Source organism: Spiroplasma culicicola AES-1 (genome assembly GCF_000565175.1).
In the GTDB taxonomy this organism is placed as follows: domain Bacteria; phylum Bacillota_I; class Bacilli_A; order Mycoplasmatales; family Mycoplasmataceae; genus Spiroplasma_A; species Spiroplasma_A culicicola.
The window spans coordinates 357264-381396 of the sequence record NZ_CP006681.1 but is presented as its reverse complement, the minus strand read 5'-3'; the positions used below and the strand labels follow the sequence as shown (position 1 = coordinate 381396).

Annotated in this window: 21 protein-coding genes; 2 read left to right on the top strand and 19 right to left on the bottom strand. The window is 26.6% G+C overall.

What is annotated here, in order from left to right; translation table 4 throughout:
- Positions 1 to 62: 62 nt before the first annotated feature.
- The 12 genes from SCULI_RS01815 to SCULI_RS01760 form a co-directional block, all read right to left on the bottom strand.
- Positions 63 to 1211, bottom strand: coding sequence for a DUF2130 domain-containing protein (locus tag SCULI_RS01815; protein WP_025362931.1), 1149 nt, complete (start codon positions 1209 to 1211; stop codon positions 63 to 65).
- A 186-nt stretch (positions 1212 to 1397) separates the two neighbouring features.
- Complete coding sequence (locus SCULI_RS01810; protein WP_025362930.1) at positions 1398 to 2849, bottom strand: NCS2 family permease; 1452 nt, start codon at positions 2847 to 2849, stop codon at positions 1398 to 1400.
- A gap of 375 nt (positions 2850 to 3224) precedes the next feature.
- Complete coding sequence (locus SCULI_RS01805; RefSeq protein WP_025362929.1) at positions 3225 to 3980, bottom strand: DNA-processing protein DprA; 756 nt, start codon at positions 3978 to 3980, stop codon at positions 3225 to 3227.
- On the bottom strand, positions 3980 to 4285 hold the full coding sequence (locus SCULI_RS01800; protein WP_025362928.1) for a single-stranded DNA-binding protein: 306 nt from the start codon (positions 4283 to 4285) through the stop codon (positions 3980 to 3982). Before SCULI_RS01800 ends, SCULI_RS01805 begins: the two co-directional genes overlap by 1 nt.
- A gap of 338 nt (positions 4286 to 4623) precedes the next feature.
- Positions 4624 to 6282 carry a dicarboxylate/amino acid:cation symporter gene (locus SCULI_RS01795; RefSeq protein ID WP_038648026.1) on the bottom strand — a complete coding sequence of 553 codons (1659 nt, stop codon included), beginning with the start codon at positions 6280 to 6282 and terminating at the stop codon, positions 4624 to 4626.
- Between the two features lie 34 nt (positions 6283 to 6316).
- Positions 6317 to 7642 (bottom strand): CoA-disulfide reductase, encoded by a 1326-nt coding sequence (locus SCULI_RS01790; protein ID WP_025362926.1) that lies wholly within the window; start codon positions 7640 to 7642, stop codon positions 6317 to 6319.
- Between the two features lie 81 nt (positions 7643 to 7723).
- On the bottom strand, positions 7724 to 8104 hold the full coding sequence (locus SCULI_RS01785) for a RidA family protein (RefSeq protein WP_025362925.1): 381 nt from the start codon (positions 8102 to 8104) through the stop codon (positions 7724 to 7726).
- A complete protein-coding gene (locus SCULI_RS01780; RefSeq protein ID WP_025362924.1) occupies positions 8094 to 9299 on the bottom strand; it encodes a MalY/PatB family protein in 1206 nt (401 codons plus the stop codon). The genes SCULI_RS01785 and SCULI_RS01780 overlap by 11 nt, the downstream gene beginning before the upstream one ends.
- A gap of 196 nt (positions 9300 to 9495) precedes the next feature.
- Entirely contained in the window at positions 9496 to 11172 is a 1677-nt protein-coding gene (locus tag SCULI_RS01775) for a phospho-sugar mutase (RefSeq protein WP_025362923.1), read from the bottom strand.
- A gap of 3 nt (positions 11173 to 11175) precedes the next feature.
- Positions 11176 to 11796 carry a ribonuclease HII gene (locus tag SCULI_RS01770; RefSeq protein ID WP_025362922.1) on the bottom strand — a complete coding sequence of 207 codons (621 nt, stop codon included), beginning with the start codon at positions 11794 to 11796 and terminating at the stop codon, positions 11176 to 11178.
- The gene (gene ylqF, locus SCULI_RS01765) at positions 11790 to 12743 is read right to left on the bottom strand and encodes a ribosome biogenesis GTPase YlqF (RefSeq protein WP_025362921.1); all 954 of its coding nucleotides are present in this window, start codon (positions 12741 to 12743) and stop codon (positions 11790 to 11792) included. Before ylqF ends, SCULI_RS01770 begins: the two co-directional genes overlap by 7 nt.
- 99 nt (positions 12744 to 12842) lie before the next feature.
- Positions 12843 to 13307 carry a 23S rRNA (pseudouridine(1915)-N(3))-methyltransferase RlmH gene (locus SCULI_RS01760; RefSeq protein WP_025362920.1) on the bottom strand — a complete coding sequence of 155 codons (465 nt, stop codon included), beginning with the start codon at positions 13305 to 13307 and terminating at the stop codon, positions 12843 to 12845.
- A gap of 101 nt (positions 13308 to 13408) precedes the next feature.
- Here SCULI_RS01760 and SCULI_RS01755 point away from each other — a divergent pair, with 101 nt between their 5' ends.
- The gene (locus tag SCULI_RS01755) at positions 13409 to 14314 is read left to right on the top strand and encodes a hypothetical protein (protein WP_025362919.1); all 906 of its coding nucleotides are present in this window, start codon (positions 13409 to 13411) and stop codon (positions 14312 to 14314) included.
- A gap of 32 nt (positions 14315 to 14346) precedes the next feature.
- Here SCULI_RS01755 and SCULI_RS01750 read toward each other — a convergent pair whose 3' ends face one another.
- The 6 genes from SCULI_RS01750 to SCULI_RS01725 form a co-directional block, all read right to left on the bottom strand.
- Complete coding sequence (locus SCULI_RS01750; protein ID WP_025362918.1) at positions 14347 to 15066, bottom strand: SDR family oxidoreductase; 720 nt, start codon at positions 15064 to 15066, stop codon at positions 14347 to 14349.
- The gene (gene ffh, locus SCULI_RS01745) at positions 15066 to 16412 is read right to left on the bottom strand and encodes a signal recognition particle protein (protein ID WP_025362917.1); all 1347 of its coding nucleotides are present in this window, start codon (positions 16410 to 16412) and stop codon (positions 15066 to 15068) included. Before ffh ends, SCULI_RS01750 begins: the two co-directional genes overlap by 1 nt.
- Positions 16413 to 16542: 130 nt before the next feature.
- Positions 16543 to 17169 carry a lipoprotein gene (locus tag SCULI_RS01740; RefSeq protein WP_025362916.1) on the bottom strand — a complete coding sequence of 209 codons (627 nt, stop codon included), beginning with the start codon at positions 17167 to 17169 and terminating at the stop codon, positions 16543 to 16545.
- Between the two features lie 113 nt (positions 17170 to 17282).
- Positions 17283 to 17924, bottom strand: a complete 642-nt coding sequence (locus SCULI_RS01735) for a lipoprotein (RefSeq protein ID WP_025362915.1) — start codon at positions 17922 to 17924, stop codon at positions 17283 to 17285.
- 24 nt (positions 17925 to 17948) lie between these two features.
- The gene (locus tag SCULI_RS01730) at positions 17949 to 19571 is read right to left on the bottom strand and encodes a BAR domain-containing protein (protein WP_025362914.1); all 1623 of its coding nucleotides are present in this window, start codon (positions 19569 to 19571) and stop codon (positions 17949 to 17951) included.
- On the bottom strand, positions 19571 to 21409 hold the full coding sequence (locus SCULI_RS01725) for a hypothetical protein (protein ID WP_025362913.1): 1839 nt from the start codon (positions 21407 to 21409) through the stop codon (positions 19571 to 19573). Before SCULI_RS01725 ends, SCULI_RS01730 begins: the two co-directional genes overlap by 1 nt.
- Before the next feature lie 217 nt (positions 21410 to 21626).
- Here SCULI_RS01725 and SCULI_RS01720 point away from each other — a divergent pair, with 217 nt between their 5' ends.
- Positions 21627 to 22454, top strand: a complete 828-nt coding sequence (locus SCULI_RS01720) for a DegV family protein (RefSeq protein WP_025362912.1) — start codon at positions 21627 to 21629, stop codon at positions 22452 to 22454.
- Between the two features lie 32 nt (positions 22455 to 22486).
- On the opposite strand, the gene SCULI_RS01715 is transcribed toward SCULI_RS01720, so the two are convergent.
- On the bottom strand, positions 22487 to 24013 hold the full coding sequence (locus tag SCULI_RS01715) for an HDIG domain-containing metalloprotein (protein ID WP_025362911.1): 1527 nt from the start codon (positions 24011 to 24013) through the stop codon (positions 22487 to 22489).
- Between the last annotated feature and the right edge of the window lie 120 nt (positions 24014 to 24133).

The following is a 24133-nucleotide window of genomic DNA, read 5'->3' as shown; positions in this document are numbered from 1 at the left end:
CTCCTATTTCTTTTTTAAATTAAATTTGTATTATCATAACATAAATTAACATAAAAGGAATTTTATATGTTTATTCCTTCAATAAAGTTCTTTACTACTTTAGTTCAATTTGAATATAATTTTTCTCTTGCTATTCTTATGTCATCAATTTTATTTTTAATTGAATTTTCATTTTCTTCAATACGTTTAAATTGTTCTTCAAATAACTTACTTACACTATTAAAAGTTGTTTCTTTTCAATTATTAAATTCTTTAATTTTTTCAGAAGATTGATTATTTTCATATTTTTCTTGTAATCGTTTTTCTGCTTTAATTAAACTTCTAATAATATTTCCCACAAATGTAAAACTATCGGGATCTGTTAAAAAGATATTTGGACTGTAATCTGAAACTTTAAATGGAATTCCTCGATATTGATCATTAAAGCTTGTTGCTACTAATATTCCATATTTTGATTCAACTCTGGCCATATCATCAACAAGTTTTTTCTCTCATGTTGAAGATCAAACAGCATTTTTTACTTCATAAACAATTTTGCCAATTACTTCATTGTCAATTCTTACTTCTTGAAGGTAATCAGCTTTTTTAGTTTGTGAAGTAATTTTTGTAATAATATCTTCTGTAAATACTTTGCGCAATTCACCTTCAACATCATGTTCAAAATTTTCCCCTTTAGTTTTATTTTGAATTACTTTAAACTGTGAATTAGATTTTTCTAGTTCTAAAATTTGTTTATTTGCTATTTCAAATTTTTGTTCATATTCTTGTCTTAATTCCTCACGACTTTTTAAAATTAATTGATCTTTTGTTAATTCAAAAGTTTTAATTTGGTTTTCAAAATTCAAGATTTGTTTTTCTAAACTATTCTTATGTTCTTGAAGATGATTTAATTGAGCTTGAAATTCATTAGCCATTTGATTTGCTCTCTTTTGAATTTCTAATTCTTTAATACTTTCAAAATTTTTAATTTGTCCTTCTAAATCATTAATGATTTTGTCCATTGCAGATTTTTGTTGTGATAATTTTAATTGAATTTCAGTTTCTTTTTGATTTTCAAATTCTACAACTAATTCTTGACGAATTTTTGTTTTAAAAGCGTTTGCTTTAGATTGAAAGAAATCTTTTAGTTGAGCTAAACTCTTTTCATTTTGATTAAAGTCCTTTTCTGTAATAACTTGATTACATTTTGGACACAAAAAATTAAGTTCCATAGTTAGAACCTCCCTTCATTATTTTTTAACAATATTTAATTAAATGTATTAATTTTTAGCTATTTAAAAATCAATTGTTTTTCTCTTAAATATGTCCTGTTAATAATAACAAATATATGATTTAAAAGTTAGTGTATTTAAAAATGATTATAAAAAATATTCTTGATAACAAGAATATTTTGATAATTATATAAAAGCATATGCTACTAAATAAATTATAAATACAAAGTCCAAAACTCAAATCATTGGGTGAACTTCTTTTGTTTTTCCCACAGCAATTGCACCAACTGTATAGGCAATAATTCCAATTACAATTCCATTGGCAATTGAGTAAGTAATAATCATAAATAAAATCATAAAGAATGCACTTAAACCAACTTCTGGTTTGGCCCATTCAATATCTATAATTGATTTCATCATCACTGTTCCAATAAAGGCAGTTGCAGCTCCAGTTACAGCACTGGGCATCATTTTAAAGATTGGAAATAATGCTAAACTCAACAAGAACCCTAAAGAAACAATGATATTTGAAAATCCACTTCTTGCTCCTTGGCTAATTCCCACACAACTTTCTGAATAACATGCTAAATGAGATACTCCTAAAGCAGAACCCATAACAGTTGATCCTGCATCAATTATTAAAGCACGATTTGGAATTTTTCTATCCATTTGAGCTTCACGATTTAATTCGATATTAATACTTGTTAAAGTTCCTGTTGCATCAAAGAAATTTAAGATAATAAAAATAAAAATTGAGATATACATTGTAGGTTTATTTCATAATTCTGGATTAATAAATTGTTTATAAGTATCTGATATATTTGTAAAGAATCCTTTAAATTCTGAATAGTCTCATTGACCTTTAACTCATTTAGCACTTCCAAATGAATTTTGAATTGCTTCATTATCAACAGTATTTGCTAAAATTACTGCCACAATAAATCCTCCCAGCATCATAACAATAACTGGGGCAAAGAATTTTTTATAAAATAAAATAATTGATCCAAATAATACAATTGTTCCTAAAATTATTCCCGGATAATTTAATTTAAAATCAGAAAAGTCAGCTACAGGTAATCCATTACTTGTTTCAACTCAACCAATATTTGATATTCCTACATATGCAATAAAGAATCCGATTCCAACTCCAATTGCTAAATGTAAAGATTTTGGTAAACTTTTAATTAATGTTGCTCTTAACTTAGTAATTGACATAATACAAAAGATAATTGAAGAAATCATTACAGCAATTAATGCTCCTTCAAAACCAATTCCTTGATTGGCAACATTATATGAAAACATGGCATTCATTCCCATACTTGGAGCTAATGCAATTGGTACATTTGCACTTAATCCCATTACAAATGTGGCAATAAATGAAGCAAGAGCCGTTGCTACAAAGACACCCCCAGCATTCATAGTCCCTTCACCAGTTACACTATTTGCGTTTCCCAAAATTGAAGGTTCAACAGAAAGAATATAGACCATTGATAAAAAGGTACTAATTCCTCCAATGATTTCTTTTTTAAAAGTAGTTTTAAGATTACTAAAACCAAAAAATCTGGCTATTCTTGAATTTGATACTTGATCACTATTTTTGCTTTTTTCAGCAGAAAACTTTGTCTTTTTCTCTTCCATTTTTTTCTCCCTTATTTACTAGAAATAAAAAGCATAAAAAATATCTTAATTTGAAAATAAAAAAATTAAGCTCTATTTCTAGCATCACTAATGTAATTAATAGAGCTTAATTGAAAGTCATATAATAAAACTTATAGAGATAGATAGGTCTATCGTAGAGACACCAACCCAATATGTTGGCTTATATAAGCAAAATCAATTACAAAATAATTATAACTTTAAAAATCAATGATTAAAAATAAATATAAAAAAGAGCACTCGAAGTGCTCCTATACTCATCATTCATGTGTCGGGAATAAAATGATTAGTTTAAAAAATTATTAGGTATTAACCTTTACAAGTGTGATATCTCTATCACATTTTTATTATAGCACTTTAAATTTCATTTAACACATCTTTTGCATTTTCTGTCAATTTTGCACCAATTTTAATTAATTTATTGGTTCCATTGAATTCAGTATTTGTAAATGGAATAGCAAACAATTCTTTTCCTTCATTAATAACTGTATTTATAAGTTCATTATAATGATCATCATCACTAAATTGGCTAAATAAAACGCCTTTACTTAAACCACACAATAGACGATATGCATATTGATTTTCCAATTCAACATTATCATTTTCAAGTTGATAGACTTCACTTAAAATTAATTGTTCATCTTTAATTTTAGCTTCTGCATTTTGAAGAAGATAGTTTTTTATACCACTTTTTAATAAATAAATGTGCTGTTTATTTTCTTCCTTGCAATAATTAAAGATTTCATTATTCAAACCGTATTTTTCATAAGTTACAATTATTCTTTTCTCATAACTTAATTCATCAATAATTTTTTTTGAAGTTTTTAGACCATCAACATCATATTCTCTTCCTCCAACTACTCCAATTGCTCGATGATATTTACTCAATAATTCTAAATTTCCTTTATAGAAAAGAACAAATGGAGGTTTATAAGTATTTTTTAAATAGTTAGGATATAAGGGACTAATAATTGTAATGTATTGGCAATTTATTTCTTGTTCAACTCAAGAAAGATGATCGTGCAAGATTTTTTCTTTTTTGTCTAATGCTTGATAAATTTTGTCTCAATCACCATGATATTTTAATGAAAAATATAATAATACTTTATCCATTAATTTAGATGAATAATTTTATTTGCCACAAGTTCATTTCCATAAGTTGTGTTATCTGTATTGCCAAATGAAACTAACCTTCCTTCAATCCCAATATAAGATTGTTCAAAATAATCATATTCATCTCCTAATACATTGTTTCAAACTTTAACATTAATGAAGTCTTCACTAACTGTGCCTTCTTTTGTTTTAAAATTTCTTGGAACTCTTAAAACAAATTTATATAATTTTTTATCTCCCGCTTTTGAATTATATATCATTTGAGGAACTCCCTCAATTTGACCGATAATAGTTACGTTGTTCATATATACTTCCTTTCAAAGATTTAATTGCATTTTTTTTGCAATTAAATTAAAAACTAATTGAAAAAATCCAATTAGTAAGAATTGTTGTTTTAATAAAATCAAAATAATGTCAAATAAGAATTTGTAATTATGATAGTTAACAACAATTGTTATATTTTTAGAATTAAATCGATTCAAAAATATAAAAAATACTTGGGGTTTTTATTTGTCTTTTATAAATTAACAGCTACTTAAAATTTAACCCCATTATAGTAATCGTCAAAAAAAATGTCAATTGTACAATTATTTTCAAAAATATAAAAAAATCTCACTATGTGAGATTTTTTTATATTAATAAATTATTGTAATTTTTGAGTTTTAATCTCTTGAAGTGAAGCTTTTTTATTTGCTCTAATTTGATGAATTTGTTCACTTGTCTCTTTTTTAAGTTCAGCTTTTTTAGCACTATCAAGTTCTTTATTTCTTAATTGTTTATCAAGTGTTTTTGTTAAATTATTAATTTGTTCTAAGGAATTCTCTTTTATCTCTCTCATTTTTAAAATTTGGTCTTGTTTAAACAAGCCTTTTTCGTTCAATAACGGAGAGTCTTTTTCAATCATACCTTCAGATTTGGCCACAATTGGTGTTACAGCAACAGCTGCCAAAACGTTTGCACCGGTTCTTCCCATATCAAATAAACCATCAAGTGGGGCAATAATTTCTAAAACACTATTGATGAATGCTCCATATCCTAAACCACCAAGAACTCCAACAGTTACAACAGTAGCTGTTCCTGGAACCCCAGCAATTCCTAAAGATGCAATTAAAGTAATTAATAATCCTAAGAAATAAAATTGTAATAAACCTATTTCAACTGCATTTCCATCACCAGTTCATAAAATACTTGTAGCTAATCCAGCTTGAACCCCTGCACAGGCAATTAATCCTACAGTTGTTGACAATGGAGCTAATGTCCCAGTTGCAGATTCATTAATTTTCATATCTTCTTTTAAAGTTGACATTGTAATTGGTAAAGTAGCATTTGATGATTGTGTTGCAAACCCTTGAACTAATGGTTTTCAAGCTTGTTTTCATCATCCTTTGACATTTAAACCAAATACAAAAACTAAAAGTGTTAAATATCCAATTGAGAAAGCAATTCCCAAGTATCCAATTCCAATTACTTTTCCAATTGTTGCTAATGACCCAATTGGTCTTGTAAAGATAGCTGTTGCCAACATTGACATAACAGCTAATGGCATAATTTTCATAAATGTCATTAACATTGACATAATAATATCTCAACCTGTATCCATAGATTTGCGAATTGCTTCCATTTCAACAGTTTTTCTTTTAGATAAAATTCTTACAGAAATTCCAGCTAATGCTCCAACAACCATTACTGGTACAATAACATTTGATGCCAATGATCCAAATAAGTTATTTGGAATATACTGTCAAATTAATTGAGGTAAAGGAACATTATCTTTTCCTACATATCCATCATCTGGAATTAATTCAAATCCTTTTCCAACTTTTGCAGCCACTCCCACAAAAAAAGTAAATGTAAATGAAATAAAGACATTAAATAAGAAGAATAACCCCCCCTTTAATGTAATTCTTCCAACTCCTCTTGAAGTTGGTTTAGAAGTTACTCTAAACATTGCCACAAATACAATTGGAATTGTTAATAGCATAACTCCATTAATAAATACGTTTTTAAAGAAGTTTGCTCAAATACTTAATTCATAAATTCAATAGTATTCGTTTCCTGGTTCATCGTAGTCTCCCAATGATTCTGGAAACCCAATAATTGATTGAATTACAATTCCAAATAATAATCCAATTGCCATTCCAATTAGTATTCTATACATAAATTGTAGCTTTTGCTTCTTTAAAAAAATTCAAAATCCAACTTGAATACCAATGAATATTAAAATTCCTAACAAACTTTGTCATGTACTAATCGCAATAAATGTTTCAAGAATACCGCGATTTTCTTCGGCTAAAAAATTCATATTTTTTTCCTCCTTTTACTTTCCATACGTTTTTTTATTTTAATAATGTACTTATTGCAATGTGAATAATATCTGTTGTTTTTGCAAATGGGGGTGCATAAACTAAATCAACTTGTTCTAAAACACTATTAAGTGGTGCTTTAGTTCAAATCATTGTGGCTATTGCATCAATTCTTAAAACTGATTTATTTTTCCCAACCATTTGGCCTCCAATTATTACGTTATTTTTCACATCAACAATTAGTTTTAAATAAAGATCACTTTGTCCTTTTAAATAATGTGTATGATCTTTATCTTTAATAAAGACTGTTTTAATATCAATTGCTTTTTGTTTTGCTTCAACTTCTGAAATTCCAGTTCTTGCAATTTCTAAGTCAAAAACACGTACAATTGCAGATCTAATTGATCCACTAAAAATTGCTTCTTTATTGGAAATATTGTCTGCAATAACTCTTGCAAATTTTGCAGCAACTGTTGCTAAAGGTGAATAAATATCTTCACCTGTAATAAAGTCTTTTGATGATGCACAATCTCCAGCAGACCAAACATGATCAATGTTTGTTTTTCCTTTTTGGTCTACTAAAATAGCACCATTTCTTAGTTTTAAAATTTGATCGCCAATAAAATCGGTGTTTGGTTTAAACCCTGCTGCAAAAATAACAGCATCAACTGCAATTTCTTGATTATCATCAATACAAATTTTTTCAACTTTTGAATCTCCAATAATTTTTGTCACTTTTGAATTTAACATTAAATGAACATCGTGTTCCTTTAATTTATCTTCAATTAAATCACTTATTTCTTTGTCAAAAACTTTTGGTGATACTCTTTCTTCCATTTCAATTAAATAAACTTCTTTATTTAATTCTTTTAAGGCCTCAGTCATTTCTAATCCAATAAATCCAGCTCCAACGATTGCTATTTTATTAATATTTTGATCATTGTTAAATTTATCTTTTAAAATTACACCATCTTCTAATGTTGTAATTGTGTGAATATTTTCAAGTAGTATTCCTTCAATTTGTGGAATAAAGGGTTTGGCTCCAGTTGCAATAACTAATTCATCATAACTATCTTGTCCTTGATTAAAATAAATTGTTTTGTTTTCAAAATCAATTCTTTCAACAACAGTATTGTTATGAATTGTAATCCCAGTTTTTTCAAATGCTTCAATTGTTCTTGCAATTAGCATATTTTTATCATCAAAATTATTTGATACAAAATATGGCAATCCACATGCTCCTAGTGAAACATAATCTTTTTCTTGATATACAACTATTTGCGCTTCAGGGTTATTTCTTTTTAACCTTGAAGCAACACCCATACCTGTGGCACTTCCTCCAATAATTATTGTCTTCATTTTTTACTCCTTGGTAAAACGGTCAAACTAACCAAAATTTATTATATTACTAATTCAACCGATTTTATATTTTTTATAAAATTATGCTGCTATCATTTCAATTTCAACTTTAGCATTTTTTGGCAAGCAAGCAACTTCAAATGCACTTCTTGCTGGTTTAATATCACCAAAGAAATGAGCATAAACATCATTCATTTCTCCAAAATAAGCAATATCAGATAAAAAGACTGTAGTTTTACATACATTTTCAATATCCATACCAGCTTCTTGCAAAATTGCTTGTGCATTTTTTAGACATTGTAGTGTCTGTTCTTTAATATCTTTACTTACAAATTCTCCAGTTGTAGGATCAATTGGCAATTGACCAGAAATAAATAACATACCATTATTTGCTTGGACTGCATGAGAATAAGGCCCAATTGCAATTGGTGCTTTTTTTGCACTAATAACTTTATTTTTCATTAGTTAGTTTCTCCTTTTTAAAATTATTGATTACTGTTGCAATGCGATAACAAGCTTCTTGAATAATTTCAAAAGTTGTTGCAACATTAATTCTAAAATATGAATATTTATCATCATCTACAAAATCTTCGTTAAATTGAACTAAAACTTTTGCTTTATGCCATAATAAATCTTTCATATCTTCATTAGAAATTTTTGTTTGTTTAAAACAAATGTAAGGTAAAAATGTTGATTCTAATTCCATCACTTTAATACCTTCAATATTATTTATTAAATATTCTTTCATTCATAAATAATTTTTCTTGTACAAATCCATTGATTTAACAAAGAAATCGTTTCCTTCTTTAAAACATCCCTCCATTAGAGCTTGTGCAAAAATATTTGGCACTTCCATAGTGTGAGTTAATGCTAAAGTTTCTTTCACTTTATTATAAATTTCTTTATCTTTAATAATTCCTCATCCAACTTGCACTCCTGCAATGTTAAAAGTTTTATTAACTGAAGTTAAAACAATTATATTTTTGTAATCTGTAAAAAAATCAAGCATTGAGACAAATTTTTTATCCCCAAAAATTACATCACAATGGATCTCATCTGAAATAATGTAGACATTATATTTTTTACACAATTCAACGATTTGTTTTAGTTCATCATGTTCTCAAATTCTTCCACTTGGATTAAGCGGACTCACCATTACAAATACTTTAATATTTTTTTCTTTAAAAGCCTTTTCAATTTGTTGGAAATCAAAATAAAATCTTTCATCAATATTTTGTAATCTAACAATGTTGATTTCTCTTTTTAATAAACTTGATACATTGTAAAGTGGTGCATAAATCGGTGTATTCATTAGTACACCATCATTTTCTTGTGAAATTGCTTGCAATACATTTGAAAATGAAAAAACCGTTCCTGGTGTAAAGAATACATCCTTTAAATCAATATCTTGTCCTCTAACTTCTTTGTGATATTTTAAAAAACTATCAATAAAGTTTTGGTCCAATGTATTGTATCCATAATATGGATGTTTAGTTCTTTCTACTAAATATTTATTTATTTCATCACTTAATGGTAAATCTGAATCTGCAATTCAAAGACATAAACAATCTTTATCATGTATGCCAAATTTCTCTTGACAAGATTTATTATTTCATCTAACTTGAGAACATTCAATTCTCTCTTGAATGTTTTTCATGGTTTTTCCTTCCTAAAATAATTTATTTATCCATTCTTTCTTTATTTTCTTTCACTCATTCATTTAATTCTTATGTTATTACTAACAAACAACCCCCATTCTTTTATTTGCTACACTTATATTTTACTTTTTTAAATAAAAAATGCAAAAAAAAAAAAAAAAACCAAATTATTGTTTAATAACTTGGTTTTTTAAATTATATTTCTAAAAATTCTTTTAAACCGCTAAATAATGTATCACATTTTGTTTTTGCCTCTTGTTCATTTTCTCCAACAGTTACAAAATAGATTTTAATTTTTGGTTCAGTTCCACTTGGTCTAACAGCAAATCAGCTACCATCTGTGAAATAAAATTTAATTAGGTTTTGCCCTGGCATATTATATAAACCATCAATGTAATCTTCTGCAAATTTTAATTCTAAATCTCCAAATGATGAAAAACTATCTTCACGTAATTTTTTCATAATTGGTTCAACTTTAGATTTAATTTCTTCTGGCTTGAAGTTTAAATTTTCAGTGTATGTATAGTAATATCCATATTTATCAAATAGATTATTTAAAACATCAATTAGAGTTTTACCTTGTTTTTTGTAATATCAAGCAGCTTCAACTAACATAGTTGTTGCTTGAATTCCATCTTTATCTCTTGTTGAAGAATCAAGAACGTATCCATAACTTTCTTCATATGCAAAGACAAAGTTTAAATCTCTTTCAGGTTCTTTTAAAATTTCTGAACCCATTCATTTAAATCCAGTTAATGTTTTGATAATTTTTACACCATAAGTTTCGTTTGCAATTCGATCTCCTAAATCACTTGTAACAAAACTTGAATAAAGCGCTGGATTACTTGGTGTTAATTCATGAGTTTTCATTTGACTTAATTTTCATTCAATTAATAATGGTCCAGTTTGATTTCCATCAATTCTAATTCATTCTCCGTTATGGTTAACTGCACATCCAATTCGATCTGCATCTGGATCTTGAATAATCATAATTGAAGCATCATTATGTTTTTTTCCATATTCCATAGGAATTTTTCATGCTGGTTCAAATTCTGGATTTGGATTTCCTACATTTTTAAATGTTTCATCTTCAAAAGCATGTTCTTCAACTTCAATTACATCATATCCAAAACTTCTTAATAATGGAGGTGTAAATTCAGTTCCTGTTCCATTAACAGCTGAATAAATCATTTTAAAACCATCTCTTGGTTCATTTTTATAGAATTGTAGATTTTCAATCATTGTTTTATAGTTATCTAATACTTTTGAATCAACGATTGTCATTAATGAATCATCAGTTTTAAATTCTCAATCTAAGATATCTTCAACTTGTTCCATATATTCACCAATAACTTTTGTATCTTCATCAATTAATTGACATCCAAATTCATCATAAATTTTATATCCATTGTAAATTGCAGGGTTATGACTTGCAGTAATAACAATTCCCCCAATGGCATTTAAATCTTTAGTTGCAAATGAAACAACTGGTGTTGGTTTCATAGCATTATTTTCAAATAAATAAGCTTTAATCCCAAAACTTGTCAAGATTTCTGCAGCTAATTGTGAGAATTTTGCCGAATTGTGACGGTTATCATGGCCAATCACAACTCCTCTTTCTAATTGATCTGGGTATTTTGAAATTAATAATTTAGCATAACTCATTGTAACTTTTTTAATTGTATAAACATTGAATCTTCCAGGTCCCGCTCCTAATACCCCTCTGATTCCAGCTGTACCAAATTCCAATTGTAATCCAAATGCAGCTTCTAGTTCTTCATCACTAGCATTTTCTAATAAAGTTTTTAATTCTTCATCTAAATTAGAAGCTTCACTTCAATTTAGATATTCTTTATTTGTCTTATCAAACATTTTTTAGTTCTCCTCTATTTGAGCTATAGGCTTATAACTCTTTCTGTGAATTTCTAAAACACCTAATTTAATTACTTGTTCAATATGCTCTCGAGTACAATATCCTTTGTGCTTTTTGAAATTGTATCCCTGATATGTTATATCATACTTTTTCATAATATTATCTCTAAAAACTTTGGCAATAATACTTGCAGCAGCAATTGATTGACTGATATTATCACCTTTAATTATTTTTAAAGTTTGATAATCTTCAAGCATAACATTTTCTCCATCAATCAAACAAAGTTGAGGTTTAATTTGTAAGTCTTTAATTGATTCTTTCATTCCCAAAACACTAGTGGCTTTAGGATTTAACTGATCTACAATTTGAGCACTATATTCTTTAATAGAATATGCTATACAATTGTCAATAATTTCTTGGTATAAACCTTCACGTTGTTTTTGCGTTAATTTTTTAGAATCTTTAATTAACGGATTGAAGTAATCTGATTTTAAAATTACACTTGCAACAACAATTGGTCCTGCCATTGCTCCTCTTCCAACCTCATCACTTCCCGAAATATATTCAATTTGATGTTGTTTTTTCAAGTCAACATCAAATTGATAACGATGATTATCTATCATTCTACTGTTAAGTCACTCTCTATTGTTGCATCTAAATCCTCTGCTTCAACTGATAATAAACTTGTGTGATCTACTTCAATTGGTTTTTCATATGAAATTTTTCCAAAATTATTATTGATTAAATCATGAACAAATAATTCAATTGTTCTTTCAACATCTGGTATTTCATCTAAAATCATAAATTTACTACGTTTTGCAATTTCTTCAAATATTTTAAAAGTATCATCATAGTTAATTGGTCTTAAAATATTTTTATTGATTTTATAAGTATTTTCAATTAATGAAGGATATGAATTGTAAATATATCTCATTAATTTTGTTGCAAATCTTTCTTTGGGCACAACATCTAATCTAATTGAGTTAGTTGCAGCACAATTACATGCAATTGTTTCATTTTCAAAACGTGCTGGCAAAATTCCTGGAGTATCAATTAAAGTGATATTTTCTGTCATTACAATTCTTTGCAATCCCCTAGTAACTCCTGGTTTATTGCCAATTTTTAAATGTTTTCCTTTTGATAGTTTTGAAATGACTGTTGATTTTCCCACATTTGGAATTCCTACAACTAAAACATTTAATTGAGGTTTTTCAATCCCACGAGCTTTATCTTTAAGTTGTTTTTCTTTTGTCATTAAATTAATCAATTTCAAAATATCAGAATAAATGTTTTGTTCTTTTCCTTTGATTAAATAAGTACTATTTCCAGTTTCTGTAAAATAATCAATTCAATCTTTAGTAACTTGATTATCAGCCAAATCTCCTTTTGACATTACAATTAGCCTTGGTCTTTTACTTAAAATTTTTCTAAATAAAGGATTTTGTGTTGAAAATGGTGCTCTTGCATCCACAATTTCAATCACTAAATCAACAATAGCGATTTTTGATTCAATTTCCTTAATACTTTTATTCATGTGTCCTGGAAATCAATTGAAAGTAGATTTATCCATATATTTAATCACCTCTAACATACAATCTATTTTATCTTTAAATTAAAATAAGTCAAAAAAAGCAACCAAATAAAGTTGCTTTTTTATTGGCTTATTTAACTATTTATGATATGGTTCATTGCGAATTATTTTGAATGAACGATATATTTGTTCAACAAGCATTGTTCTAATTAAACTGTATGGGAAAGTCATTGGTCCAAAACTAATTTTATTGGTAAATTTAATTCTAAACTCAACGCTAAACCCATCACTTGGGCCAATTATAAAAGCCATTTTGGCCCCTTTAAAATCTTTATTTTTTTCAATTGCTTTTGCAAAATCGTTTGAAGTATATTGTCTTGCATTGATATCTAATAAAAATATTTCAAAATCTTTTAACTCATCCATCTTTTTTAGAAGAGTTTCTTCATTTTTTACTCTATTTGATTTAATATCTCCTAAATTTACTTCAGGAATTTCAATAACTTCAAGATCTGCAACTTTATTAATTTTTTCAACAAAAAAACTGTAAGCATCACTAAATTCACTCGAAATTTTGTTGAAACACATTACCTTTATTTTCATAAATAAACCCACCCCTACCTCTTTATGATATACCAATTCGCAATAAAAAAGAATAAAACTATGGTAAAATATGTATATCTAAAGATTTTGGAGGAATTATTATGGCTGAAAAAAAACAATTTCAATCTGTTTTAGATTATAGACCACAGTTTGAAAACATCATTGATGCATTGGTACCAGATATTCAATTTTCATATTCTGCAATCATGAATAACTCAACTATTCAAACATACTTTAATATGATTAGTATGGAATATTATGGATACGAATACTATCAATTGCTAAGATTAAACAAATTAGAATTTAAAATTAATGAAAGAACTTTAAACTTAACAATTTTAGAAATGGTTTACAATATCGTAACTCAAATCGTTGCTAGAAAATGAAGATATTCAGAATATATTGCATATGACATGTATATCTTACCTTTACGTATTCAAAAATACATTAATGCAATGAATTACAAGTTTATTGAAGCAGAAATTGCAGATAAAAAACGAGTTTTAAAATTAGTTAGTCAAGGAACAAGAGTTGTTGTTGAAGAAATCGTTGATCAATATCACGATGATAGAATTAACAATATTATTCTTCAATATAGAGCAGCCACACCTCAAGATGTGGAACATAAATTGAATCTATTTAAAAATATTGCTTTATTCTTACATGAAGGACAAGCAATCTTATTTCAAAAATTTGGGGAAGAATTTGCGCAACAATACTTTAAAGATGTTGAAGCAATTGAAAAATATAAATCAGATTCATTAACTGATAAAGAAAAAAAACATGTAGCAAAAGTAATTGATGATTTATTTAATATAGCTATGGTAATGGTTCTATTAATGAGTGATTCAATGAAAGCTGGATTATGAAATAAAATTAAAGAAAAAGAAAAACGTAGAGTTGAATTAGAAGCTACTCAAAAAACAATTGAAGAAGCAAACAGAAGACTTCAAGCTATTAAAGAAGAAGAAGTTAAAGTTAAAAAAATACCAACTAAGAAAAAATAAAAAAATTAGGTTCAAACCTAATTTTTTTATTTTTATATTGCTTGTTTTGTTGCAGATAATACAATTTCTTTTAAGGAAATATGCTGGGGTAAATTATAAGCATAAGTAATAACTTCTGCAACTTCTTGTGAAGTTAATCCCCCATCTAAATCCTTTTTTCATTGATCATAATTTTTAATTACTTCTTGATTAACTGTTGAATCAATCAAATTTGTATCAACTAAAGCTGGTGCAATTGTCAATACTCTAATATTAAAAGCAGCTAATTCTTTTCTTGCAGATTCACTGATCGCATGAACTGCAAATTTTGTTCCATTATAAACAACACGATTTTCACTTGTATATCTTCCAGCAACACTGCTTATATTAATAATTGTTCCAGTTTTTCTATCTTTCATATCATTGACAACAATATTAATCCCATTTAATACACCTTTAACATTAATATCTACCATTTCATGTTGAGTTTCTAAACTTAAATTATAAATTTTATCTAAGGGCATTATTCCTGCATTATTAATTAAACAATCCACTGGGCCATATTTAATTTCTGCTGATTTAATTGCTTCTTTAAATTGTTCAAAATTGCGTACATCAACTGATGCACATATGCAATTGTCTAAGTTTAATTGTTCAAGTAGTTCAACTCTTCTTGCCATTAATAATAATGGATGTCCCAATTGGTTAAATTTAATTGCCAGTTCTTTTCCAATCCCTGATGAAGCACCAGTTATTGCAATTAGTTTTTTCATTATCTAAATTTCATTCCACCAAGATTTGGCATTCTTCCAGATTTTAATTGTTTTGTCATTTCAAGAACTTGTTTTTTACCTTTATCAAATTGGTTTAAAAGATCATTAAATTCTTTTTCGCTTCTTCCTGAACCTTGAATAATTCTTTTTTTACGATTAATTGCTTTTAAAATTCTTGGATCTCTTCTTTCTTTTAAAGTCATTGAGTCCATTAAAATTGAAGCAACTACTAAACGATGTTGTGCTTGATTTACTTGTTCTTCAGAAATTCGCCCATTCATTCCAGGAATCATTTTCATGATTCCTCCAAGATTTCCCATTTTTGCAACTTGCTCTAATTGATTTCTTAAATCTTCTAAGTCAAATTGTCCAGCAAACATACGTTTCATGGTTTTTTCCATGGTTCTTTGATCAACAACATCCGCTGCTTTTTCAAATAAAGTTTCAACATCTCCCATTCCCAAAATACGATCAGCCATACGTTTTGGGTGAAATTCTGCTAAGGCTGTAATTCCTTCACCTTCACCAATAAATTTAATTGGTAAGTTTGTGATATCTCTAATTGAAAGAGTTGCTCCCCCTCTTGCATCACCATCAAGTTTTGTAACAATAACTCCACTTAATTTTAGAATCTTGTCAAACTCTTGACTAACATTGATAATATCTTGTCCAGTCATTCCATCAACTGTTAAGATGATTTCTTGAGGAGAGACTGCTTTTCTAATTTCATTTAATTCTTTCATTAAATCTTTATCAATTTGTAAACGCCCAGCAGTATCTAAAATAATTACTTCATAGCCATTTTCTTGAGCATAATCAACTGCTTGTTTTGCAGTTTTTACTGGATCTTGCTTACCTTTTTCAAAAGTATCTAAACCATTTTTTTGACCTAATTCTACTAATTGATCAATGGCTCCAGGTCTGTAAATATCTAATCCAACCATTAATACTTTTTTCTTATGTTTTTTTGTAATTAAGTGTGCTAGTTTTCCTACAGTTGTAGTTTTTCCAGCTCCTTGTAATCCAGCCATCATAATAATTGATGGTTTTTTATTAATTTCTAAAGGTGAATTTACTTTACCTAAAATGTTTACTAATTCTTCATGAACTAGTTTAATCATTTGTTGGTCAGCTCTTACACCTTGTTGAATATATTCTCCAACTGCTTTTTGTTCAACTTGTTTTATAAATTTTTTAACAACTTCAATATTAACGTCAGCTTCTAATAAAGCTAGACGAATTTCTCGTAAGACTTCTTTAATGTTGTCTTCTGTTAAAGTGGTTTTTTTTAAATTTTTTTCAATAGATTTTTTCATTCTATTGGCTAAAAAATCTCCAAATCCCATAAATAGTTCACTCCAATCATCTTGATAATTATAACATAACATTATTTATTGGGGTTTTATGAGTATTATTTTAGAATGTTTTATTAAATTCAAACTAAAACAAGAGAACTATGTTCTCTTGTTTAAAAATTTAGCTAAAGTCATATCATGTAATATTCAATGTTTCAATTGTTATTGAAATTTTTCCTTCATTAACTTTACTTATAAGTTTAGTTGCATTTTCAGAATTTGATACTTTATTTGCCTCTAATAAAGAAACATAATTGAAGTCCATTTTAAATTCATAATTTTGAACTATTTGAGTTTCAATATTTGGTTCTGTACCACTATTATCTGGATTATACATTTCTAAAGAATCATTAATTATTTTAGTAAAATCCTCTTGAGGATTATCTTTATAAAAATAAGTCAAATTTCTTAAACTATTTCCTCATGCATCTTCTCCAACTCCAATGTCGCTAAACATTTTTGCTTTCTCTGAGCCATTTTTTTCATAATTTTGCTCTAAAATTTTAGTTACAGATTGTAAAAATAATGTTTGTGCATTCATATACTTTCTTCCTTCAGTATTTTCTCAGTTTACCTCTAGACTTGGAATAATGTTATTGTCAAACAAATCATCTAAATTATACTTTTCTGTTGAAGGTGGATTTGTTGTTCCCCCCCCATTATCATCTGGATCTCCACAAGCGACCACTGTTGAAGCACTTACAGAAGTTAAACTTAATGCTCCAAATAACGTTAATAATTTTTTCATTTTACTTTTATCCTTTCACTCATTCTATATAGTAATTATATAATCTATTAAGTTTTTTGATTATCTTTATTTTATAAATAAAACAAGAGAATTATGTTCTCTTGTTTAAAAAATTAGCTAAAGTCATATCATGTAACAACTAGTTCAGATATTATTACAGAAATTTCACCTTCATTTACTTTTTCAATAAGTTTTTCTGTATTTTCATATCAACTTTTATCTTTATTTGCTTCTTTTAAATAAGAGTAATTAAAGTTTAATTTTACTTCATAATTTGAAAATGTTTGCACTGAACCCCCAGTTGTTGGATCAATAACTACTTCATTTTCATCATATAAATTTATAATATCAATCAGTTGCATAAAACTTTGTTCATTATTTTCAAGTAGAGTTTTTGGCATTGCTTCTAAACTATTAGATCAATTTGTTTCTGAAACCCCAATATCTTTAAATTTTTGCCCTTTAGGTGAAGAATTATCAACATAATTTAAATCTAATACTTCAATAGTTGTACCTATAAATAATTTTTCAGCATTAGTAAATGCTCTGCCTTCCTCTTCTTTATTATTACCCATATTAATTTTTAGTGTATTAATTTCATTTGTAGTAAACAAATCATCTAAATTATGTTTTTCTGTTGAAGGTGGATTTGTTGTTCCCCCCCCATTATCATCTGGATCTCCACAAGCAACCACTGTTGAAGCACTAACAGAAGTTAAAGTTAATGCTCCAAATAACGCTAATAATTTTTTCATATTTCTTTTATCCTTTCATTGATTTTATATATTAATTATATAGTTATAATTTTGATTTGACAATTCATGTTTTGTCTTTAAATTATTAATAACATTTTGATTCATTTTTGATTTTATTAATTTATCTAAAAGCTTATTATATACAATATTTTTTTCAAAATTAATTGTTTGTATATTTTCATATGAAGAATTTACTTTACTTTTTATTTCAATATCTGAAATAATATTTGTTTGTCATCAATAATAATTATCTGCGTATATACCATTATTCATATTAGAAATAAAACTTTTATTAATTAAATTCATTTCATCTTTTAAACTCTCTAATTTTTCATTTTCATCTTCAACTTTTTGTAGATTTGTTGATAATTCATCTCTAAGTTTTTGCATTTCTTTATTATTTACATCAAATTTTTCAGATAATTCTTTTTGAGTAGCTAAAACTATTTTATAAGCCTCTGAGATTGTTTTATCATTTTCATTTAATAATAACTCAACTTTTGTATATTCTGGCTTTAATTCCTTTTTAAAAGTCTCAGCCATTCTTTTAGCTTGAAAACCAACTGTTAAGAAACTATTAATGGTTTTTATAGCCAAACCAACATATCCCATAGAAGAAGAAGCATTAATTAATTTTTGAACACCATTATTTAATGCATTCGAAACACTTTCATCTAATCCTGCTTCTCCTAATAAATCTCCAACTCAATTACTTTCGTTTGGATCAATTGCCATAATTTGATCTCTCATATTTTGAAGACCCTCTTGCATTTCTAAAAATTCTTTATAATTATTACTTTTTGGATCAAGAAATGTTGTTATATAAGTATCAATACCTCTTACAGCATAGTTCATGTTATTTTTAAAATTTACACTAAATCCTGTTCCATAAAATGGAATAAACGCTAGACCTCAATTTTCTGAATGCCATTCTGCAGAATTATAGTAAACATCAATATTTGATCTTCCATTTGAATATAGTTCATTAACTTTACCTACTAATTTCAAATTGAAATCTAATATTTTAAAAATATCATTTATTATTTCGTTTTCTTTGGAAAGACCTTTTAACTTTTCATCAATTTCTGCATTACGAATATTTAAATCATTTATAGACTTTTGTTTTAATTGTAAATCAAAATTTAATTTCGTAATTTTTCTATCATAAATATCAAAAAATTTAATTGCTTCTTCTCTTTTTAACTTTTCATAATCTATAAATAGATTTTTAATTTCTAAATCTTCAATTTTAGCATTAAAATTAATACTTAAAGATTGAGAACTTTTCATTATATCTTGATAAAAATTTGAACCTTCAACAGTTTCAATACTTTCAAGTTCCTCTTTAAATAAATTTAAAATTTGAGAAATTTTTGTAGAAACTTGATAAAAGAAGGATTCTGAATAAATTTCGTCTAACATAATTGTTGATTGAACCATTAAATTTTGAATTTGTTGAATATCATCATATTCATGCGGATTTGATATAACTTTGTCCATCAAATTTGAAATTTCAATCATTTCATATGGAGTATTAAATTTATCAATTGGGTCAAATTTTGAATTTGAATTAATTTGTTGCACAAATATACCAATAGTTGGTACACTAACTGTTAAACACATTAATGGAATAAGTAATTTTTTCATTAATTAAAGTCTCCTTCATGTTTTAAAATAAACTGATTAATTGTTTCTAATTTTGTATTTTCTTCAATTAGCATTTCAATAACTTTTGGATTTAAACTACCTATATTTTCATGATTAATAAGATTTGCAAAAGTAAATTGTCTTTCTATTACATTTTTTTTATAAATTTCAAGTTCTTTTTTAAAATATTTTATTGGGTTTAAATTAGTATTTGTTCTATTCTCTTTTAGCTCAATTATATCTAGATAGTTTGTATAATCTCCAAAAAATTCATTTCATTCTAATAAATTTTTATCTAAAATATCATATTTACTATTTTCTAAAATTTCATTTGTTTCTTCTAAAATTTGTTCTTGTCTCTCTAATTCTTCTTCTGTTTCTTCAATTCTTGCATACACTTCATCAACATCAATTTCTACATCTTCTGGTATTGTTGAATATTCATCTCTAATCTTTATTATTTCTTCAATTGCTTCACTTGATTTTTTTGCAACAGAAATTGTTTTATACCAGTCTTCAATTGTATCAAATGTAGCAAATGCTAATTCTTTAATTTGTCCAAAGATTTCATTCTTTGGAGATAAAATGCTTAAAACTTGATCTGCAAGAGCATTTGTAATATCTAATGCTGTTTGAATTGCTTCATCAAACTTTGTTTCAATTGGAATTCCATTTTTTTTAAAAGCGTCTTTTACATCATTTGACAATCTTGGAATCTGGTTATTTACGAATTCAAAGAATTTTTGTGAACTCTGATGTAAAGATGAAAATAGAATATCTTCAATTCTATAAATTTCTCCTACAACATCTTTTACAATATTAAAAACTTTTTGTTGTTTCTCTTCAGCAGTCTCTTCACCTGTTAACTCATTTTTAATTCTTAATTCAACTTGATTATCAGATGCTTGCGCTAGTTGTTCAGTTGAAATTTCAGTTGGGCTTCCTTCATTAGGATCTCAAGGATCTGAATTTTCTCCAACCAATACTCAATCTTCAATTTTTTTATCAGGGTTTTGTTCTCTGTTTGTCACATCTTCCATCAATTCTTCTAATTTTGCTACACTTCCATCTAAAAATTTATCTACAAGTGGTTCCAAAATCTCATTCTTTTTCTCTAACATATGTTTAAAAAATGCTTCTGGTGTTGCAAGTACTGAATTAAACACATCCATAAATTGGCTCTCTAATTCTTTTGCTTTGTTAATTAAATTATCATAAATTCTTACTAATTCTTCTTGTCATTTTAAAGTATCTTCTCATACTTTTAAACTTGTTTTATGTAATTCTAATTGATTTTCTAAACTTGCAATTGCAGTTGAAGCTTGGATATTTAGAATTTTATATTCTTGAAAAATTTCTAAATCTTCAATCATCAGTTTTGAACTACTTTGATTATATGCATAGAAAATTTTTGCAGCAACTTCTTTTTCTTCGCTTGACTGCTTTTTATATATTGACAATAGTTCACTTATACTTTCATCATTACTTCAATTTAACATTGTTTGTTCAATCAAAATTCTCTGTTCTTCTAATTTATTTTGTTCATATTCACTATTAATAAGGGATAATAATTTACTATGTAATGAATACACAGTATTCATATAACTATATAAATATTCTTCATCAACAATTTTGTAAATCATGTCATCTACTTGCTCATAAAGAAAAAATCCATCTGCAAATGTTAATGTTTTATCATTTATTGCTATTTCCATATTTTTTCTATGACTAATAACAATGGGATTAACATAGACATTAGCATTAATATTACTCACTAATGGAGCTGTTGCACCAACTCCTAAACTCACAGTACTTAATAAAACTAATAATACTTTCATTCTTTTCCTCCTTAGATATGCTTCATAATAATTTTACTAGAAATAATATTTTTTTCCAAATTAATGTTTTATTTCAGAAAAAAATTCTAATAATTAATAAATTTATTATGCTAAAAAACATAATTTTATATTCATATCCTCATAAAAGTTGTTTTATATTTTGGAAAAACTTTAATAGTAATTAAATATAAAATTTTATTATTATTGAGGTGAAAAAATGAAAACAGCTATTATTATTGATTCTTCAGTTGGTTTAAAAGACTTATCAAATTATCAAGATTTATATTTAGTACCTTTACTAATAAATCTTGAAGATGAGTCAACAATTAAAGATGATATTACTTTAAATCGTGAACAATTTTATAAATTAAATGATAGTCAAGTATTAAAAACTTCTCAATCTCTACCAGGAGATATGCTTGCAAAATGAGATGAATTATTAAAAGACTATGATCAAATAATTTGTTTATTATTATCAAAAGGATTAAGTGGACAATACAATACATTTAAAATGTTTTCCCAAGAAGATGAATACAAAGATAAAGTCTTTGTTGTTGATACTAATGGAGTAAGTGTTGTTTTAAATCGTCAATTGGAAATATGTTATGAATTATTAAAAAACAATACACCAATTGAACAAATAGTTGAAGCAATTGAAAATAAATATAAAGACTTTAAAGGTTATATTATTCCTCGATCACTAACACAGTTGGTTCGAGGAGGAAGAATCACAAAAGCTGCGGCTGGTTTGGCAAAGATTTTAAAAATTACACCAATCCTAAAATATAATGGTGAAATTGATAAAGAAGATAAAACAAGAACTTTTAAGAAAGCAGTTGAAATTGTTTTAGATAAAATTATTAAAGATGAAAAAGACTTTATTTTAGATATATCTTATTCACAAGTTGAACAAAGTGTTTTAGATGAAGTTTTACAATTAGTTGAACAAAAAGGAATTACACTTGGCTTATTAAAAGAAATGCCCAATGTTATTGTTTGTCATACAGGAAGAGAAACATTTGCTTTTATTCCTTATTCAAAATAAAAAAGCATGTTTAGTTTATAAACATGCTTTTTTTATATTGTTGTTGATTCACGTTTTTCATAAATCACTGTAATTTTAATTTCCCCAGGGGTACAATTTTTTTCTGCAATTGTTGATTTTATTTTATATAAAACATCTTTTAGATCATATTCATTGATTTCTAAAGGATTGACAATTACACGAATGTTTCTTCCAGATTGTAAGACATATGTTTTTTCAACACCTTTAATAGCATTACAATCATTTTCTATCTCTTTCATTCTTAAATAAAATTCTTCAGAATTATTATTTCTAGCTCCTGGTCTTGCAGCACTTGAAGCATCAGCTATTGCAACAATTTCTGCATAAATTGTTTTTTTTGCAACATCATTGTGATGTGCTTCAACAGCATTAACGATGATTTCATCAATTTTATATTTTCGCAATAATAAAACCCCTAATTGAATATGGCTACCATCTTGTTCAAAATCCATAGCCTTACCAATATCATGTAATAGCCCTGCTTTAAGAGCTATTTTTTCATCCATATTCAATTCTCTTGCAATTGAAGCACTAATTTTTGCAACTTCAATTGAATGTTGTAAAACATTTTGTCCATAACTATAGCGACATTTTAATTTTCCTAAGTTTTCAACAATCTCATCTGGAAGATCATACAAATCTAAATTTTTAACAGTTTCTAATCCAGTTCTTTTAAAAGTTTCTTGAATCTTTTCTTCTTCTAAAATTAAAGTTTCTTCAATTGCTGCTGGTTGAATTCTTCCTGAATCCAATAATACTTTTAAAGTATTATAAGCAATTTCTCTTCTAATTGGATTGAATGAAGAAATTAAAATACGGTTAGGAATATCATCAATAATGATATCAACTCCTCCATATTGTTGAAATGCTTTTACATTTCGCCCTTCTCTTCCAATAATTTTTCCTTTTAAAGACTCATCTTCAATTATGAAAATACTTGTATTCTTTTCATTTGTAATTTGAACATGTGATTTTTCCATTGCGTTTACCAAGATTTGATTAACAACTTCTTGTGCTTCAGATTTAATTTTTTCTTCTTTTTGTTTTAATTCTTTATTTAATTCATCTAAATAAGTTTTTTCACTATATTCTATTAATTTTTCCTTTGCTTGATCAATGCTCATATTTGAAACATTTTCAAGTAAACCTAATAGTTCATTCATTTTTATAGATAATTTATCTTTTATTCTTTTATTTTTTGCTTCTAATTCAAAGTTTTTTATTTCTTTATTATTTAATATTTCAAGATCTTCTTTGAATTTCTTTCTTTTAAAAGCAAAAATTTCAAGTTCTTTTTCAAATTCTTGCTTTTTAATATTCATTTCAGTTAACATTTCGTTTTTTAATTCACTTGATGTTACTTTAGCTTCTGCAACTGCTTGCATCTTTATTTTTTTAGCTTCGTCTTTTGCTTTTTTTAACACATACTTTGGGTGACGAGCAACCAATAAATATAACAATATTGCACTTAATATAACTACAATAACTGCTAAAATTGATAACCCAATTAGTAGTGGTTCATTTCCAATTGTTTTCATTTTTTCCTACCTCAAAGTGTAGGCTATGGTGTCAATTATTTTGACTTATTTATTATACCTTATTTTTTATTTAATTTTGTTTCTCCAAAACATCCTACAAATAAAAATAGAAAACCTTTT